The following is a 16783-nucleotide window of genomic DNA, read 5'->3' as shown; positions in this document are numbered from 1 at the left end:
AGTGTGGCCCAGCGCACCTCTCTATCGACTTCAAACCAATGTATGAGACTCCATGAGCGCCCCACCTTATCGGGCCAACAACGGGGCCGGTTAGACTCGTGACCGCTTGCGAAGGCTAGCTAACCTTGTGAATGCCTGAGCGCCTGTCCCCTCGCTATTAACTATCCGACCAATGTCCTATCGCCTCAATTCACAACGGTGAGTTAAAAATGGCGCCTTCAACCGCGTCCACATCCTCAGGATGAACTTAAGCTTCATGCCGGATTAACTCACAGGATTTGACATGTTTTAACCCCGTCTCCGACGACTCAGTCGCCTATGCTTAGTTATCTATTCCTCCAGGGATGCAGTAGGAATACCCACGTCGTTGTCATTCAACGAGTGACAAGCAAAGCCTCAGGGAAGCTGCAACTGCAATAAATCGCCCAGTCGCGCTGGAGGAGCCTTGAAAATTTGCGGCTTTAAGCTGGTGAGAATGATCAGCTGTGATTTGATGGGGGCAGGGTTGATTTACATGGTTTTACTGCTGAGCACACTGCACAGCTACGACATCCTGTATTTCAGCATCTGGGCGATGGTGCTTGCCAGGGGCTGGACCTGGCTTTATCAGTACCGGTTGCCGCCCAAAGACTGTCCACACAAACTGGTCTACTTTCTGGTTGATTGCATTGGGTTCGAGATTGTCCTGATCATCCTCTTCTTCTTGAGCGCGAAATGGCTCCTCAATACCAACCTTTCAACCGCTATTGTGGTTGGGTTGCTGACGGCGCTATTCCATGTTGCTTACACCTTCGTGACCGACCCCATCATCGGTTTGGCAGACAAGCATGAACCCTGAACGGGCTGGAGGCTGAGCGGTCTGATCGACCGGGTCTTATGCTGGCACAACGCGAGTGCCCTGGCGTTGCTCTGAAATGGTCCTTCCCCGTGCTCAGGGGAAGGACGCGATATCGTAAGTTAGACCACGGCGTGTTGCGGTGAGAGGCGTATAGAGTCACCTCTCGACCTCAACCCTATCGCATAGTGGCGGAATGAGAGGTATTGGTCGTGAACTCACCCACCAGTGTCTGCAACTCGGTCGCCATTTTCGCCAGATTGACGCTGGCCAGCGCCGCCTGCTCGGACCCCTGCGTGGTTTCGTCGAACGACAGATTAATGCTGGTGATCGTTTTGTTGATCTCCTCGCACACAGCACTTTGCTCTTCCGCGGCGCTCGCAATCTCGGCGCTCATGTTGACGATACGATTTGTGGACAGCCCGATCGATTCAAGGGCGGCACCTGAGGCCTCGGATTTCGTGACGGCATCTTCGCTCTGGTCCTGACTCTGCCGGATCAGCCGGACAACCTCATTCGCGCCATTGTGTATCTTTTGGATAATATCCTTGATTTCCTCAGTACTATCCTGGGTTTGCTTGGCCAGCGAACGCACTTCATCCGCGACTACGGCGAACCCCCGGCCATGCTCACCGGCCCGCGCCGCCTCAATCGCCGCATTCAGGGCCAGCAGGTTGGTTTGCTCCGCCACGCCCCGGATCACATCCAGCACCGTCCCGATCGCTTCACTGTTCGAGGCGAGGGTGTTGATCGCTTCAGCCGATTCGTCAACGCATCGCTCTACAGCGTTGATCGCCGAGATGGCGGTTGTCACAATCGACTGTCCCTGCTGCGCGTTGGTTTCTGCGTGCCCCGCCGTTTCCCGGGCCAGCTCTGTGTTCCGGGCCACCTCCTGGATAGACGCACTCATTTCATTGATCGCCGTGGCCAACTGCTCGGTATCCGCCTGCTGGCGTTGCATTGTCTGGCTGGTTTGTTCGGAGATGGCGGAGGTTTCTTCCGCTGAGGACGACAACTCGATGCTAGTCTGGGCGACCTGCTCGATGACGCGCTCAAATTTGTCCATCGTCTTGTTGAACGAGATCGCCATCTCACCCAGTTCATCCTTGGCCATGACTTCCGCTCGCGAGCGCAGATCAAGTTGTTTGCCGACTCGTGTAATCGCCTGCGTGAGGTTTTGAACCTGCGCATTCAATCCCCGGGCGATATTGAAGCCCAATAACCCAGACGCAGCCAGAACGGCGAGGGTGATACTGCCGAACACGAGCATGCCCGTAAATGCTGCGGACTCCTGCGCTCCGGCGAAATTACGAATGGTTTCACCGGTCTTGTCGATGACTTGGCCGAGGGCCGCAATACGCTTGCTGGCCAAGTCAAACCATTGCGGTCCCGTCAGTTCGAGAGACTCCAGCCGGCCCGTTTCCATGATGGTGTTCTGTACCCGTTCAACGGCTTGGTTCTCGGGCGAGGCTACGAAGCCAGAAACTTGTCCCTCGACCGCCGGCCACGCCAAGAACGCAGCGCTCTCCAACGAGTTACGCTGCTCGGTAATTTTCGGAGCATGCTCAATCGCCGTCATTCGGTCGTAATGGTCGTTGGTGAAAGCGCCCGCCAGAATGCCGCGCTCAATCCCGGCTGCTTCCTGCGCTTCCACCAGGTAGCCCTGATAAGTCAGCATTTCCGCGAGGGCCGGATCCGCCATGCTACCGGCGATTCGCCGGATCGACCGGATGAAGGCCTCGGTGATCTCGTTGTAGCGCTCCATCACCTCGGCCGAGTTCATCACACCGCGATCGACTTCCGAGCGCAAACTCTGCACACCCTCAAGACGCTTGCTCAGCTTTCCGAGAGTGCTCTGGATCGACTCATGCCCCTGGCCCTGACGAATGGTGTCAATCGCTGCCCTGACCTGCCGCCATTGCACATCGACCTGCTGGCGCTGATCACGCAATCTGGCCATCGTTTCCGACGACGCACCGGCGGCGACAGCTGAGGACAGGCCGCGTTCTTTTTGGAGTGCCACCAAGCCGGGAAGAAGTGCTTCCATGAGCCCGACATTCTCCTGCGCAAAAACAGCTTGCTGGTATTGGTATTTCCGATCCCGGATATCATCAACCGCAAAAAACACCAGGCTGACAAGGGGGATAAACAGTGCGATTTGAAGCTTTCTCTTAATGGATAATGCTGACATCTTCTTTAGTCCGAAAATAGAACAAAACGGCGAATCATATCCTCAGACATCATTAAAAGTCTGTATTCAAACTTTAAATTTTGAAAATTTACATGTCCTGATGTGCTACGCAAATACCGCTACCTACGAAAGTATAAGAGGCGGTTAGGAAGGACGTGAGTTAGGTATAAACCGATAAGTACCAACCGCTAATGAGCAATTGGCACAAGGGTTGCGTAATGATCGACGAAGTTGGCAAACCATAAAATTGGACTATTTAATATAAATACTATTACCAAAACCCCGCGGATCGTTAATTAGTGTCAAATACGGTTTAATCTCCCTTATTATTCTCCGCCCAACAATCTGTTAATGCGCAAAAATGACCCTACCCCAGAATTTCGTCCATTTAAAACTGGAAAATCCGGCATGATAGAGCCCTGAACAGGAGATCATGCCATGAAGCGATCCCGGTACACCGAGGAGCAGATAGCCTTCGCCCTGAAGCAAGCGGAACTGGGCACACCGGTCCCGGAAGTCTGTCAGAAGACGGGCGTTTCGGACGCCACCTTTAACACTTGGCGCAAGAAGTATGGTGGGCTGGGCCTAATATCGGGTAGGGTCATCGCCAACCGGCACCTCAGGTATTTGGCGGTGCAAACTATGGGTATCTGAAATGCATACAAGTCTCATTAATCTTCCTCAAATGCCGGTCTATTTTCTCTTCAACCCTTAAGCAAGAGACGTTAATCCAACCAGCATGTCGGAGCGCTCGTTCTTGTCATCGAGTCGTCAGCTCGGCTTCAAGTGACCAGTCCACGAACGGCAGCAGCCGGGCAATGTTGCGGGCATCATCTACACCGCGATGGTGCTGGCCTTCAAACTTAAGGTCGTGAAATGCCAAAGCGTGGGCCAACCCGTTCTTTTTCCTTTGTCCTGTTGTCCTACGCCAGATCCGTTTGAGGTTAAGGTGCGGAAAGTTCATAAAAACCGGTGATGCACCATGTTTATCGCCCTCAGCCTGAACATGGAGTCGGTCATAATTGCCCCAGCTACACCAGACGAATCCCTTTTCTGGGCACATCAGCCAAGTGTTGATCTCCTGGCAAACCTCAGAAAATTCGGGTGCTGCGTCCACCATAGCTTGATCAATACCAGTCAGTTTTTTACAAAAATCGCTGAGATGAGGATTACGCACGGGTCGCACAAGAAAAGACTTGCTCTCCAATAGCGCTCCGTCACGGGTAGCTAGCGCGCATCCAAATTCGATAATTTCCATATTATGGATGCTTTGTGGCTGGCCAGAGGGATCCAGACCTTCCCAGCACGTCGCCTCTAGGTCAACGATGAGAAGTGGTGAGTGATCGTCTAAAAGATTCAACAAAGGCCCCAAAATTTTTCGGCATCAGTTTTTCAGGTACCCCCAAGGTATGGGTGACACCCTGAATAAACTGATCACATAAGTTGGTTTGAGTCTATATCGGCCAGACCCTCCACAGCGCGAGCCAGGCGCTACAGCTTTGAATGGAGAAGTAACGCTGACCTATCACTGACAATCCTGAAGTTCTAATCACAGGCCGCGGAAGGCCACTTCAGCCCAATTAGTATGATTTAGTAAAAAATTCTATTAATTTAGCAACCTTTCCCGCTGCCATGCCTTTGAAGGTTCGGCTTGTCCCTCACGAACAGTTTGAGGGATACCAATATGCGATGCGTTAGCCACTTTTCGCTATCGTTAGCCGTGTGCGTGCAGCTATGAATGGCTTAGTGGCACCGAACATGGTACCCGGTTTATAAAAGTGGAATTTCGCTGGCGGAGACCCAGTTTCGTTAGCCTGAGATATTTTGGACCACGCACTTTTATTAACACTGGCGTTTGAGTAACGCGCCATACAAATCACAACCTCATACTTTTCGCGATGGGTACGAAATGTAGCTTCCGAGATTGCTTTCGGTACTTCGTGGATGGGCATGGCTGCCTCAGTTTTGTTGGAATGGCAGACTGTCTGTTCTTTAATTAAAACACTTCTCCATACTTATTGCCTTCCAGGCGCCCAGAGAAGAGTGTGAAATACCGCCTTGCACAGAAGGCGGTATCGCGAACGTCCCTTTTTCCTATCAATCCTACGTTTGGTCCTCCACGGGTGCAGTTGGGCCATTCGTTTTCACAGACGAGATACCGATTTCCCTACCCGTCGTGGATGAATACATCTGGCTTGTTCCTATTACCTGGCCGTTGGAAGCCTTCAAGTTAAAGTAGGGGGCACCGCCAACAGAAGTCCGCCGATCATAATAGTGGTCGCTCGGGCTATGCTGCCGCACCGATTGAACACCATTCTCAGCCCCTGCTTTGCTTTGGTATCCCTCACTTTGTAGGATCGGTTCACCATTACTTGCCTTCAGCCTAAAGTAATACTGACTGTTGCGATCGCTTCTAAAGATTTCGTACTTAGCCGGCATATTAACGAGCCTCCTTACGAACACCTTTAAAAGGACGGTCGTCAGCCTTCACGTCCATAAAACGTCCCGTTTTTGCGTCTCGCTTAACCCATCTGCCATTTGGCATTTGGGTTTGGGATCGTTGACGAACTGCTCCAATTCGCTTGTTATCGCCGTATGGCCGATTTACTGCCATGACTCTTTACTCCTCTACGAACGAGTCGTTTACAAGTTTGCCAAGTAGCAGTAGAATGCGCGCCGTCTAAAGCTTGTATCTGCTACTGCCCTTGGCGATTCAGATGCACTAACTGGCCCGATCAGTGTTTCATTGTTCGGGCTTTTTAGTGTCACCTCAATAATACCGATCATTTTGATCATGTCAACCATTACGATTACATAACTCAAAAAGATTTGATTGCGCACCCTCACCGCCCTATATTGAAGTGAGACGTTAATTTCACGGGTGACCAATTGTTGAGGGAAGAGGAGATGCAGAAAGTGCCATTATCGAGGGTCACGGGCCAGCAACTAGAGCGATTGGCACATATTGAGTTTCTGGCCTACTTCACGGGCAAGGTGACGCGTAAAGACATTATGTCTCGATTTGACGTGAGTTCCGCAGCAGCAACCCGTGACTTGACTGCATACATTGACGCCGCGCCTGACAACATAGCGTACGACCCACGACAGAAACACTACGTGACGACAAACGAATTCCGGTGTCTCCTCCCGCTATCTGCAGACAAATGCTTGTCCACACTGACCAGTGGATTTGGCGACGTGATGGATGGAGGGGAAGAGTTCAGGTGCGCACACCACATTGCGCTAGAAAGACCAGACCTGGACGTCACCGCAACGTTCTCCAGGGCCATTTCTCGCAGAAAGCCTATTAAAGTCGAATATGTTTCGATGACGAGCGGGGTGTCGGCTCGAATTATTTGTCCTCATTCGTTGATCAATAACGGACTGAGGTGGCATGCCCGGGCTTACGATCGAAAACGAGGAAAGTTCTCGGATTTTGTACTCAATCGAGTACTGTCCGCAAAGCTACTAAGCAAAGAAACCCCAAGGCCAAACGAGATCGGAAGTGCAGATATTGATTGGACTGAAGAGGTCGAACTACTTATACGAGCGCACCCGAGGCTGAATAGCGATAGTCGTCGGGCCGTCGAGCAGGAATTTGGCATGCAAGACGGATGCTTCAAGAAAAGGGTTAGAAAAGCCCAGGTGGGCTACCTATTGAACAGCTGGAACGTGGATTCCACACCTAATGCCGTTCTGAAAGGAAGGCATATCTTACTTCATCTTGAAAACGCTCAAGAGATCAAAAATATGGAGATCGAAAGTTTCAAGCTCGCGCCCAGCCTAGATTAAATATTTAGATCCTAGCTCGCTATGTAGTGGTCAACTAATTCCGGACAGTATTTAAAGGTTTTCCTCAGCTGCAACAGGCGAAATACCGCCGTTGAAGGCATGAGGTCGCTGCCGGTTGTAGTAGCCTGTCAGTTAGCCACCCACATATTTCTGGGCCTCGGACAGGTTTTGATAATCGATGGCCGATTTCCGCCCAGATTTCAGGCTTCGGAACAGCCTCTCCATCGGTGCGTTGCTCCAGCAGTTGCCACTTCGGCTCATGCTTTGTGCCGTTCGATAGTGCCGGAGCCTCTGACGGAACCGACGATTGGTATACTGGCTTCTCTGACCTGAATGGAACATAACTCTTTCTGGTCGACCACTCTGTTTCCAAGCATAATTCAGAGCCTTGACAAGCAGATCGGCATCCGTATTGGATGACTTGGCCCAGCCAACAACACGTCGGGCATACAGATCCAATACATCCGCCAGACAACTTCATCGCTGATTACTCCAAATATAGGTCATGTAACCGCACCAGACCTGGCTCGGCTGTGCTACTGCAAACTCACGATTCGAAATGGTTCGGTATGCTCTTTCTCTCTAGGCTCTAGTAGAGAAGGTCTTCAATAGCGACATCGGCCCACCCCGAACAGATATAGGCGCTGGACCAAGCCAAGCACTCGGCGCAGCTATAGTGTTTCGCGTTTGGCGGTTGACTAAAATGAAAACTCTTGTCTCGAAAGCACTAGCTGATTATTCCGCACCCAGAAATTTCGCCACAGGTCAGAAGCTGGATTCTTCAAATTCTGGCTGGACCTCATATGGTGAGGCAGAGTCATTGGAACTTACTAAAGGGTTCCAATTCCATTCCACATAAACGGAGACCTGTCCGCCAGGGTTATGAACACGCTGCAAGCGTTCAGTCCGGCGCTGGAGGTTTATAGTATTGATGAGATGTTCCTACAGCTCGACGGTCTTCCGGAGCAAGGCAACGACCTCGGCCACCGCATTAAGGAGAAGGTTTGGCAGCACGTACGCATCCCGGTAGGCGTGGGCATCGCGCCCACAAAAACCCTAGCCAAACTCGCCAACCGGGCCGCTAAAACAATTCCCAAGTGCAACGGTGTGTGCGTGCTTGATGAGCCCCACAAATGGGAGTGGTTGTTGCGGCGCCTGCCAATCACGGAAATTTGGGGCATCGGAAAGCGCATGGCGCTACGGCTTGCCGATCTTGGTATTCAATCCGGCTGGGAGCTGGCAACCGCTCACCCTAAAACCGTCAGGCGGCGCTGCAATATCAACGTGGAACGGACGATTGAAGAACTCAACGGCAGGTCCTGCCTGGAGCTGGAAGAACTGCCGCCGGACAAGAAACAGATCTACTGCACCCGCTCATTCGGAAGCCGGGCCAGTACGCTGCAGCCCATTCAAGAAGCTGTAGCGCTCTACGCCAGCCGGGCGGTCGACAAACTCCGGTCACAAAGGGGATTGGTAACCACGATTCATGTGTTCCTGCACACATCGCCATTTGAGCCCAACTATTACAGTGCGAGCACCACGGCACAGCTACCGTATCCAACCGATGATGTGCGGCTGGTGGCGAGCTTGGCCCGCCGCACCGTGGCTAATCTCTATAAACCGGGGCGTGAGTACGTCAAAGCGGGCGTTGGTCTGATCGAAATCCAGGGGCGGCGGCACCATCAATTCGATTGCCTGAGTACGGGACAATCAGAACAGGCCGACCGGGTGATGTCGGCCCTGGAGGCGGTGAAGCGACGCTATGGTAAGGGGGCGGTGTTCCTGGCTTCGCAAGGTGTCCAGCAGCCCTGGGCGATGCGCCAGCATCATCGTTCGCCGGAATACACGACACAATGGAGCGACCTGCCTGCAGTATCGTGAGGTCACACCGCGGCAGTGAGCTCGCGGCGGCCGCGTCACCTCCATGGGTCACAAGATCCGCAAACCTGGTGGCGATCGCTGTCACCACGTCCGCGAGTCACACGGCCAGCTCGCTGCAGGTGTCACCCGGTACCTATTTAATCCGATAGTATTTCCAGCCACCGGCTGGCAAGGTTTTGGCGAACTCTTTGGCTTCTGGCTTGGTTTTGAAGGAAACCGCGCCTTTTGCATTCAGGGCAGCTATGGCCTGGGCCGGGCTCTCTACCATGGGCGCGCCGGACCAGAGACGGCCCGTTGAGGTCACCTTTTCATGGGTCCAGTCGATATCAGCTTCGACCGTCGATCCGTTCGCTAAAAAGAACTTCGGTGTTTTCGTTGTTGTTGCCAGAAACCACATACCCAGTCTCCAAGAGAAACGGCCCGCCACAAAGCAAGCCTGCCTCATTTAAAAATCCAGCTCGAAAAGCTCACCACTGGACAGTACTCGTTCGGCCTGGAGTGCGTTTACACAGTTGGGTGTATCTCTGAGCTCGCCAGGATTATCCGAGCACGCCTTAAGCTTTTCCTGCCGATCAGAATCGTGCTCTTTATACCACTCTGCTGTGTGTACCGGCTCATCGCTAAAACAACCTGATAGAGCAACGGTAGCCATCGCCAGGAAAGCTGATTGAGCAACGAAAGTAACCATCCTTGTTGAGATTTTTGCTGACACGCCTTAACTCCATTTCCCTATGAATTGAGGCACGACTTTAAAGCGGGCCCAACATCCTGTCTGTAGTCCAAATCTTAATCTCGATGCCTGATCAACAGATGCTACCGATCAATTGATCAAATAACCGTTCGAGTAAAAGAAACCATTCTCAGCCACCAGTCTTAATCAAGTATCGATCTTTGATGGCTGAGGCCATATAGGCTTCACAGTAGCTTGTAAGCGTACAATCAGACGGATCGGGTAGCTTCTTCGTTGGACGCGTAGTCGGATCGAAATATTTATCAACACACCAAGCCAACAGCTCCACAGTAGCGCGCTTCTTACTGCAGGACAGGTCCGCATCTTCTTTCCCGGACTCAACCACCACAGTTAAATACAGATCTACCCAGTGATCAGGCAAATTCACTGTTGAAGGCTTCCCTGTTTTAGGATGCCTATAATTGAGCTTCACAAATTGCCCTCAAGATACTCGACAGCACCAGTACGCGTGGTTTCCTTGAAGTTATCCAAAGCTTCGTTTTCCTTAACAAGGTATGTCGGCGCACCGCCATTAAAGTCAACAATGACTGACAGTTTGCCGGGCAGATCGATAAAACATTCATGAATATCGTCCCTGGACTGGATATGACGGATCGCAATGGCCAAAGCTTCCAGACCATCCTTGAAAAAACCATCGGTATCGCGGAAAGCTTTAAATTCACGGACTAGATTCAGTGATTCGTTCATAGATTTATCCTCAAGTTGAAAGTAATTATGTACTAATCGACCCTGCCAGAAAAGTATTTATTCACTTTTAAATTCAGAATTCCCTAACCAATATGGTAGGGAGAAAGAGCCTAATACCCGCCAGTAACCATGCCGCACAGACTCATCGATACACTCAGAGCCACGTGAACCTAACTGTTTCAAACTAACTGCCCACTCCTAAGCAAAGATCAATTCAAGGCATGCCCACCCTGGCGTACAACCAGAACCAGGGAGTAGGCGGACACATGATAGGTGAGCGCTGATCCGGTATTTGCGAAATACTGGATGTACTTTGATAAAGGTCACCCGGCCGCGTCCTCGATCCAATGAACCTGTCACCCCTCATGGGTCACAAGTTCCGTAAGCCTGGTAACGATTGCTGTCACCTTTAGAACCGTGGAACCTTCAATCAGGTGGCGGACCTAACGGAAACAGCCGCAACTTCAATCTGCCCTTAACCAGGGAATCGATAAGCTTTCCGCACAGCGGCCCCAATTGATTAACTCGAAGCACCGCAGATATCTGATAGACAGCATATGTAACAGGCTCGCGATGGCCTGCAAATGACGCCCGGATAGGCGTCACTGACGCTGTTTCCTGCAGCACTTCATCGAAAAGTTTCTGGTACCGGGCAACGGTTTGGCGGGCGACGCCTGCAGCGGTGGCCACAGCGGTTTGAGTGAGCTTCCTGCCGGTCTTGTGCAGCTCTCTGCAGGCTTTTCTTATGCGACCTTCGGTGGCCGTTCTCCGACGCTGGTGGGTGCGCTGCGCCGCTAAGCGCTGGCGCTCATAGATCGGTAGGGAATCATCCAGGGCCATCACGCCCCGATGACAGTCGGATCGACCGGTGTAGCGGTCCCACGTCCAGCGAGCGACGCTTTTAACGGTCGCTTTGACCTGGGCGATGGTGAGCGGCGCGGCAAAGCCTCGCGTCTGGAAGTTGTTTCGATTGTGCGCGTAGGCTTCCAGCAGCTTGCAGAAATGACTATATGTGCCGCTCTCGCGCTCGCTGGCGACCACTGAATAGGCGTAGAAGCGCAGTTCTTCAAACAACGTGCAATGCCGGGAATGGGCAACGGCATTGAGGTTAGGACCGGTGCTCCAGAGGGGTTTAACAGATAAGTCGAGGTAGTCGGCCAGCTCACCGAGCGGGTATTCGTGGTTATGCAGTTCCGTTGTTGACCACCACGGGTGGTGCGGTGTTTTAGCGACAGGACCGCTATAGGACGGGTCGGCCTGCAGGCGGATCGCCATGGCCTCATAGACCGCTTTCAGGTACTGGATCGGCTTGGAGCGTCCGCGCTCGCTCGTACATACCGGAGGAATGGCGTAGTAGAGGTGAGCCTTTCGGCTCTTGCGGTTGGAGACGATGAAGTTCGGCGCCGGAAGGCCCGCATCGTCCCAAACGAACGGATTCGGATGGTCGAGGTCGAAAACCAGCCAGGACACCATGCCGGGCCGGTTGACCTGCATATAGGGGTAGCGGGTCGCGTATTCACGCGGGCGAACGACTGCAGCGGTCTTGTTATCACTGCATCGCGGAAGGTAAGGAGCCTCATCAAGCAACCTTCCAAACGCCGTCTGGCGCCGTTTGAGCGGCGTAACCGTTGCTGACTGTTGTTTCATGTGCAGCAACCTGCGGGCATGGCCTCGCAGGTAACTGCTTTCTTCTTATGCGCAGTCATCTCTGCCCTTATTTCGAACAATAGTTGATCGAGGGGCAGGGAATCGCTACACTAAAAATCTCGCTGTCCAACGAGAAGGTTGTGTGTAGCGTTTTCCTGCCACCTACCTTTTTGGCATCAAGCGCCAACTTGATGCTCTTATTCTTGAAAAAGCCCTGGTTTGCCGACCGGGGCTTTTTCGTATCTGCTCTACTGCTACGCCATCGCGAAACTCATCTGTTTGGATTGGGGTACCGGTTGCTCGGCACGATATTCCTGCAGCGCGACACGCGCTTTCCAAAGATCGTACTCAGCCTGGGCCTCTAGCATCTGCTCTGCATCGAAACCCAGCTCCTTTTCCAGCGCTACCGCCCATTTAGGCGTAACGCGCAGATCACCGCGCATGAGCGCGTAGAAATTCACGCGAGCCAAACCCAACCGCTTAACCAGCTCGGTCTTGTTGAGCCCTTGGCTGTTGACGTATTCAGCGATCATTTCCCCTGGATGCTTAGGAGTCATGGCTTTGCTCCGGTATCACATAAACAAAGGGCATCGTAATACATCAATATAACAACCGACAACCCTTTGTTTATGAACGAGCAATCAGCTATTGACTCGCGGTGAGTGGAATGAGCTTGAGATTAACCCGCCGATTCTCGGCCCTACCCTTATCTGAATAGTTGTTCGCAATCGGCTTGGTTTCGCCGTAGCCGGTAACCTGGGTCCTGGCGATCTGGATATCATTGGCCAACAACACGTCACGCACAGCCGTTGCTCGCGCCTCTGACAGGCGCTGGTTGTATTCACGGCTTCCGGTGCTGTCGGTGTGGCCATCGATCTGAATCGCCGTGTCGTCATACTCCTTGAGCACCACGGCCACCGAATCAAGGACGCCAACGAAATCATCTCGCACTGCGGATTCGTTCACGTCGAACGTGATATCGCCGGGCATCACAAGATTGATCTGGTCGCCATCGCGCTTCACGCGAACGCCAGTGCCTTCAAGCTTGTGGCGAAGCTCCGCTTCCTGGCGATCCATGTAATAGCCAACACCACCCCCTGCAGCAGCTCCTGCAGCAGCGCCGATCAAGGCGCCCTTGCCCCGGTCATCGTGATTCGCAGCAGCGCCTACAGCAGCGCCCGCCACCGCACCAATGATGGAACCCATGGTTGCCTTGGACGTTTCTTCCTCGCCTGTGTGTGGATTCTGAGTCATGCAACCGCTTAATCCTGCAATGAGCCCGACAGCCAAAACGATTTTCTTTGTCATGCCTTATCTCCGATATGCTCGCTGTTGAACTGCTTTCGCCCGTTGGGCGACCAGGGCCGCGCCCTGGACCCCACCGATGGCTTGGTATGGGGAAGGCCAGCCGCTAGCAGTCCTTCCCCAGGACCCGAGGGTGAAACGTCCTCCAGAGCGTCAAGGGGCCGTGTCCTCGCTGCGCTGCGGGCCGCACCAACCCCTTGACCCTCCTACGGCCTGACAGGTCACAAGAGCCGCAAACCTGGTGGCGATCGCTGTCACCACTTCAGCGGGTCACACGGCCATCTCGCCGGCACGTTGAATTTGTCACCCACTCACAACAAAAAAGGTCACACCCGGGCGAACTCGAGAACGCCGCGGTGTGACCCGGTTTACTTAAAGCTCAAACCAATGCGTCGGCCCGGTAAGCTGGCCGTCCATGTAAACCTCGACGTACCGCAAACCATGATTCGGAACACAGTGCTCCGGATCGTGATTGCCGTCCCGGTCTACCCAGCACCTTCCTTTCTCGTAGTGACCGGGCACAGTGTTCCATTCTGTACAACGTCGCGTCCGATTCTTGGGTGGGCCGCTTTCAACCCAGCTTCCGCAAACCTCATAGGAAGAAATGTAAGTTGCATAACCGTACTCGTGCGTCATTTGGCTACCTTGAACTGAGCCACCACCAGGGATATCCACGTTGCCGCTGACCGCACAACTGGAAAACGACGGAAGCGGTGGTTTGAAATCCCGCAGACGGTCCCGCATGGCGCTTGCGGCTGACGAACAACCACTCGGGAAACCTCCCGGCAGACACAACCAGATTGCGCACTCATCCTGGGACGCCGCCTGTGCAGTGGTCGTCCCCCCAACCATCAAAAGGAGCGCGGCCAGGGCCGCACAAACTTTGTTCTTCATTACGGCGTTCTCCTTGTTGCCCAATGTTGAAGATGGGTGCCGGGCTGCCCCCGGCTCGGCTCACCACTTGGCAGGTGACGCTACCGTGGCGTCATAGACGCTTTCGGCCACTGCAACTACTGCCCCGCTGGCGCTCCTAGCGAAGCAGTAATCGTGCTCACGTAATTCTCGGTTTCCGGGTATGGCGGAATGCCGCCGTATTCCTCAACCGTGCCCGGCCCGGCGTTATAGGCGGCAAGCGCCAATTCCACGCTGCCAAACCGGCTCAACAGGTCGGCGAGGTAGCGGGTGCCAACCTTGATATTGGATTCGGGGTCAAACGGGTTGATGTTCCAGCGCTGAGAGAGGCTATCCATAAGCTGCATCAGCCCCTTGGCTCCTTTTGAGCTAATGGCCGTGGGGTCATAGCCGGATTCCTGCTGGATCACACGGTGCACCAGCTCAACGTCAAGCCCGGCCTCCCTGGCGTACCGCTCAACCAGTGCCGCATAAGGGCGGCTTGCGCCCTGATCCTGGGCAGCTGGTTGCTTGGCCTTCTCCGGCTTGGGCTTGAAGGCTTCCCGCATGGCGTTGACCTGTTCGGCGCTCCAGGCCTGCCGGTCATCGGACTCGAACGATATCCAGCGTTCACCTGACTCTGGCGCCGTCGATGTCGTGGCGCCGGTCTTCCCGCCGAACAGGTCCGCATACAGCAACCTCTCATCGGACAGGTCGTCAGCCAATGCCGGGGCAACGTTAAACGCGACCAACAGGGCCGCGCCGCTGAACGTTCGTTTCAGAAAGGACATTCCGTATCCCTCAGAGCGGCGCCGGGAAGGTGTGGTACTTCGGGTACTCCGGCTCATTGTTGATGCCGACAGGCCGTGTCAGATCGCGCTCGATGACATTCCGATCCGACAGCGTGTAGAAGTCGCCGGTACCGGAAACTTCCACGGTGCTGCAGCCACCTGCCGCGATGGCCAGGGCCAGGACGATAGAAAGGCGCAAAACCATTACTTTTCCTCCGCGAATGAAACAAGACGGTGGGTGTGGTCCACCACAATCCAATTGTCGTCACCGATCAGTAGCTGCAGGGCATCCATCACCGGCATGGTGCGATGCACCTTGGCAATGGGCGGAATGGATTTCTCGGCGATTAGCTTCGCCCTGGACGGCGCCGGGTAGTCGGTGACCAGTAGATAGCCAGAGGCCTGCAGCAGGTACTGCGCGGCCTCGCCAACCGTGTTTACATCGTCCGGATATACCGTGCGCACATAGAGCGTGAGCGGGTTTACATCGATGGCTGCGGGCTTGGGTGTCGGCCCCTTTGGCTGACGCTCAGCGACAGGCGCGGGCGCCCCTTCTTCCGCCTGAGCCAGCATGGGCTGTAGCGTCTGAAGCTCGGCTTGTCCGGCCAGCGCCATGCCCGGTATCAGCATCAATGCCAGGGCGGTTTTAGTTAACGTACTGCGCATAAAGGTCTTTCCACGGTTCCACATAAAGGGATTCCTCCAGCATGATCCGGAAGGACTGGCCCGGACGGATGGTGATGGTTGGCACGAGGTTGATGTATCGCTGTGCCAGCGGCGCGAACTGCTCACGCATGGACTGGCCCACTTCTCCGGCGTAGGTGCTGTCGTTATCCAGGCCAGAGCCTTCCCGGCTGGACTCGCTGCTAACCAGTGCGTATGCCGCAACACCCAGGAACTGCGCCATGAAGTGGTAATTCACCTGATCCTTGATGGCGCCGACGCCCTCACGGTCCATGCCGGTTGCCTTGGAGAAGTCGAGCACCTTGCCGTCAGGCAAAACGCCCTTTTCCACGGTGATGCCCATCCGGGCCTGGATTGGCTCGTTGACGTTCTGGATGCGGTTCACCTTCATGATGATTTCGGTGCCCTTCGGAATCAGAACGTACTCACTGGAAATGTCGTAAACGTCGTGATCGACAATGCCTTTTAGGGTGGAGCCGTCATAATCGGAAATCGCTTTCTGCGCGAACACTGCCGGGATAATGGTGCCCGGTGGCAGCTTCATCTTTCCGGCGATATCGGCGTTATAGGTGTTCTCAGCGGTGTAACCGGCAACGTTCTCGGGCGCCTCATCAAACTGCTGTGTGACCTGCTGCAGCGACTGCTGGGTTTGCTGCATCTGAGCGGGTGCCGCCCCACCCTTGGCATCGGCCAGTAGCTTCTGCCGAAGCTTCTTGGCTTCCTCAATGCGGTCGCGAACCTCCTGGCGCCGTTGCTCGATGGAGCCTTCGCGGCTCAACGGGCGGGAAACCTGCTCGTAGGCTTCCCGGTCGTCACTCATCGAACCGGCTGAATCGGAAGCGGACTCGAAGCCCCATTCGGCCCTGGCGCTATTCAGGGCGCGAATCTGCTCTCGCGCTTTCCACTGGCTCAGGGCCTTTTCCTCGCGGGTCTCCTGGGGTGCCTCAGTCACCTGCTGGGGCGCTTCCTGGCCCTCCCTCGGCGCAGGTACTGGCGCAAGTTCTGGCTTGGGTTGGAGCTGCGAGAAAGCGTCTGAAGGCCTGTCGTTCAGGTTCCGGCTCGGGGTGCGGTTATCAACCAGCCGGTCGAAGTCCGCTGCCCGGCTCGGTTCCCGGTCGGGCTGCTGGTCCTCGCTATTTTTCGTTGTGCCCGCCTCGCTGGCCTGGGCGGCATCATCACCGCCGCCCATCTGCTGCACGATGTTGATCACCATCAGCGTGCCAAGCACCAGAAGCACCAAGCCAACAGCGGCAAACAGCCACGTTTGCATCTTCTTCTTGTGCGTCGCCGGGCGTTCGTCGATCCGGGGATCAGATTCTTGAACCATG

The 16783-nt window shown here is 54.3% G+C and carries 18 protein-coding genes and 1 pseudogene; 4 read left to right on the top strand and 15 right to left on the bottom strand.

The features are described 5' to 3' along the window. Positions 1 to 445: 445 nt before the first annotated feature. Complete coding sequence (locus RE428_RS24265) at positions 446 to 838, top strand: PACE efflux transporter (protein WP_154660710.1); 393 nt, start codon at positions 446 to 448, stop codon at positions 836 to 838. Between the two features lie 175 nt (positions 839 to 1013). Here RE428_RS24265 and RE428_RS24260 read toward each other — a convergent pair whose 3' ends face one another. Continuing rightward, entirely contained in the window at positions 1014 to 3026 is a 2013-nt protein-coding gene (locus tag RE428_RS24260) for a methyl-accepting chemotaxis protein (RefSeq protein WP_004578812.1), read from the bottom strand. A gap of 438 nt (positions 3027 to 3464) precedes the next feature. Here RE428_RS24260 and RE428_RS24255 point away from each other — a divergent pair. Further along, positions 3465 to 3611, top strand: a pseudogene (locus RE428_RS24255) (transposase); the annotation flags it as partial. A 175-nt stretch (positions 3612 to 3786) separates the two neighbouring features. On the opposite strand, the gene RE428_RS24250 reads toward RE428_RS24255, so the two are convergent. Both RE428_RS24250 and RE428_RS24245 read right to left on the bottom strand, forming a co-directional pair. Then, positions 3787 to 4386: a 3'-5' exonuclease gene (locus RE428_RS24250; RefSeq protein ID WP_040882218.1), complete on the bottom strand. Its 600-nt coding sequence runs from the start codon at positions 4384 to 4386 to the stop codon at positions 3787 to 3789. Between the two features lie 743 nt (positions 4387 to 5129). After that, positions 5130 to 5465 (bottom strand): YegP family protein, encoded by a 336-nt coding sequence (locus tag RE428_RS24245; RefSeq protein ID WP_004578808.1) that lies wholly within the window; start codon positions 5463 to 5465, stop codon positions 5130 to 5132. Between the two features lie 468 nt (positions 5466 to 5933). Between RE428_RS24245 and RE428_RS24240 the strand changes: the two genes are divergently transcribed. Continuing rightward, positions 5934 to 6818, top strand: a complete 885-nt coding sequence (locus tag RE428_RS24240) for a WYL domain-containing protein (protein ID WP_004578807.1) — start codon at positions 5934 to 5936, stop codon at positions 6816 to 6818. A 132-nt stretch (positions 6819 to 6950) separates the two neighbouring features. Here the strand turns inward: RE428_RS24240 and RE428_RS24485 are convergent, their stop codons facing one another. Then, positions 6951 to 7289, bottom strand: coding sequence for a DDE-type integrase/transposase/recombinase (locus RE428_RS24485; RefSeq protein ID WP_081614521.1), 339 nt, complete (start codon positions 7287 to 7289; stop codon positions 6951 to 6953). A 372-nt stretch (positions 7290 to 7661) separates the two neighbouring features. Between RE428_RS24485 and RE428_RS24235 the strand changes: the two genes are divergently transcribed. Then, a complete protein-coding gene (locus tag RE428_RS24235) occupies positions 7662 to 8699 on the top strand; it encodes a Y-family DNA polymerase (protein ID WP_319802688.1) in 1038 nt (345 codons plus the stop codon). A 133-nt stretch (positions 8700 to 8832) separates the two neighbouring features. Here RE428_RS24235 and RE428_RS24230 read toward each other — a convergent pair whose 3' ends face one another. The 11 genes from RE428_RS24230 to RE428_RS24180 form a co-directional block, all read right to left on the bottom strand. Further along, positions 8833 to 9096: a hypothetical protein gene (locus RE428_RS24230; protein ID WP_004578805.1), complete on the bottom strand. Its 264-nt coding sequence runs from the start codon at positions 9094 to 9096 to the stop codon at positions 8833 to 8835. 48 nt (positions 9097 to 9144) lie between these two features. Then, a complete protein-coding gene (locus RE428_RS24225) occupies positions 9145 to 9411 on the bottom strand; it encodes an EexN family lipoprotein (RefSeq protein ID WP_227500170.1) in 267 nt (88 codons plus the stop codon). A gap of 447 nt (positions 9412 to 9858) precedes the next feature. Then, on the bottom strand, positions 9859 to 10137 hold the full coding sequence (locus RE428_RS24220; RefSeq protein WP_004578804.1) for a hypothetical protein: 279 nt from the start codon (positions 10135 to 10137) through the stop codon (positions 9859 to 9861). A 426-nt stretch (positions 10138 to 10563) separates the two neighbouring features. Continuing rightward, positions 10564 to 11784 (bottom strand): replication initiation protein, encoded by a 1221-nt coding sequence (locus RE428_RS24215; RefSeq protein ID WP_004578803.1) that lies wholly within the window; start codon positions 11782 to 11784, stop codon positions 10564 to 10566. Between the two features lie 254 nt (positions 11785 to 12038). Next, the gene (locus tag RE428_RS24210; protein WP_154660709.1) at positions 12039 to 12341 is read right to left on the bottom strand and encodes a helix-turn-helix transcriptional regulator; all 303 of its coding nucleotides are present in this window, start codon (positions 12339 to 12341) and stop codon (positions 12039 to 12041) included. An 88-nt stretch (positions 12342 to 12429) separates the two neighbouring features. Further along, a complete protein-coding gene (locus tag RE428_RS24205; RefSeq protein ID WP_040882185.1) occupies positions 12430 to 13092 on the bottom strand; it encodes a YiaD family glycine zipper/OmpA-like lipoprotein in 663 nt (220 codons plus the stop codon). A gap of 369 nt (positions 13093 to 13461) precedes the next feature. Beyond that, positions 13462 to 13983 (bottom strand): hypothetical protein, encoded by a 522-nt coding sequence (locus RE428_RS24200; protein ID WP_004578800.1) that lies wholly within the window; start codon positions 13981 to 13983, stop codon positions 13462 to 13464. A gap of 116 nt (positions 13984 to 14099) precedes the next feature. Further along, positions 14100 to 14771, bottom strand: coding sequence for a lytic transglycosylase domain-containing protein (locus RE428_RS24195; RefSeq protein ID WP_004578799.1), 672 nt, complete (start codon positions 14769 to 14771; stop codon positions 14100 to 14102). A gap of 10 nt (positions 14772 to 14781) precedes the next feature. Further along, positions 14782 to 14976: a hypothetical protein gene (locus tag RE428_RS24190; RefSeq protein ID WP_004578798.1), complete on the bottom strand. Its 195-nt coding sequence runs from the start codon at positions 14974 to 14976 to the stop codon at positions 14782 to 14784. After that, positions 14976 to 15437 carry a hypothetical protein gene (locus RE428_RS24185; RefSeq protein ID WP_004578797.1) on the bottom strand — a complete coding sequence of 154 codons (462 nt, stop codon included), beginning with the start codon at positions 15435 to 15437 and terminating at the stop codon, positions 14976 to 14978. The genes RE428_RS24190 and RE428_RS24185 overlap by 1 nt, the downstream gene beginning before the upstream one ends. Further along, complete coding sequence (locus RE428_RS24180; RefSeq protein WP_004578796.1) at positions 15418 to 16782, bottom strand: TrbI/VirB10 family protein; 1365 nt, start codon at positions 16780 to 16782, stop codon at positions 15418 to 15420. Before RE428_RS24180 ends, RE428_RS24185 begins: the two co-directional genes overlap by 20 nt. Position 16783 lies beyond the last annotated feature (1 nt).

Source organism: Marinobacter nanhaiticus D15-8W, from assembly GCF_036511935.1.
In the GTDB taxonomy this organism is placed as follows: Bacteria; Pseudomonadota; Gammaproteobacteria; order Pseudomonadales; family Oleiphilaceae; genus Marinobacter_A; species Marinobacter_A nanhaiticus.
This window is presented reverse-complemented; position numbering and strand designations above follow the sequence as displayed.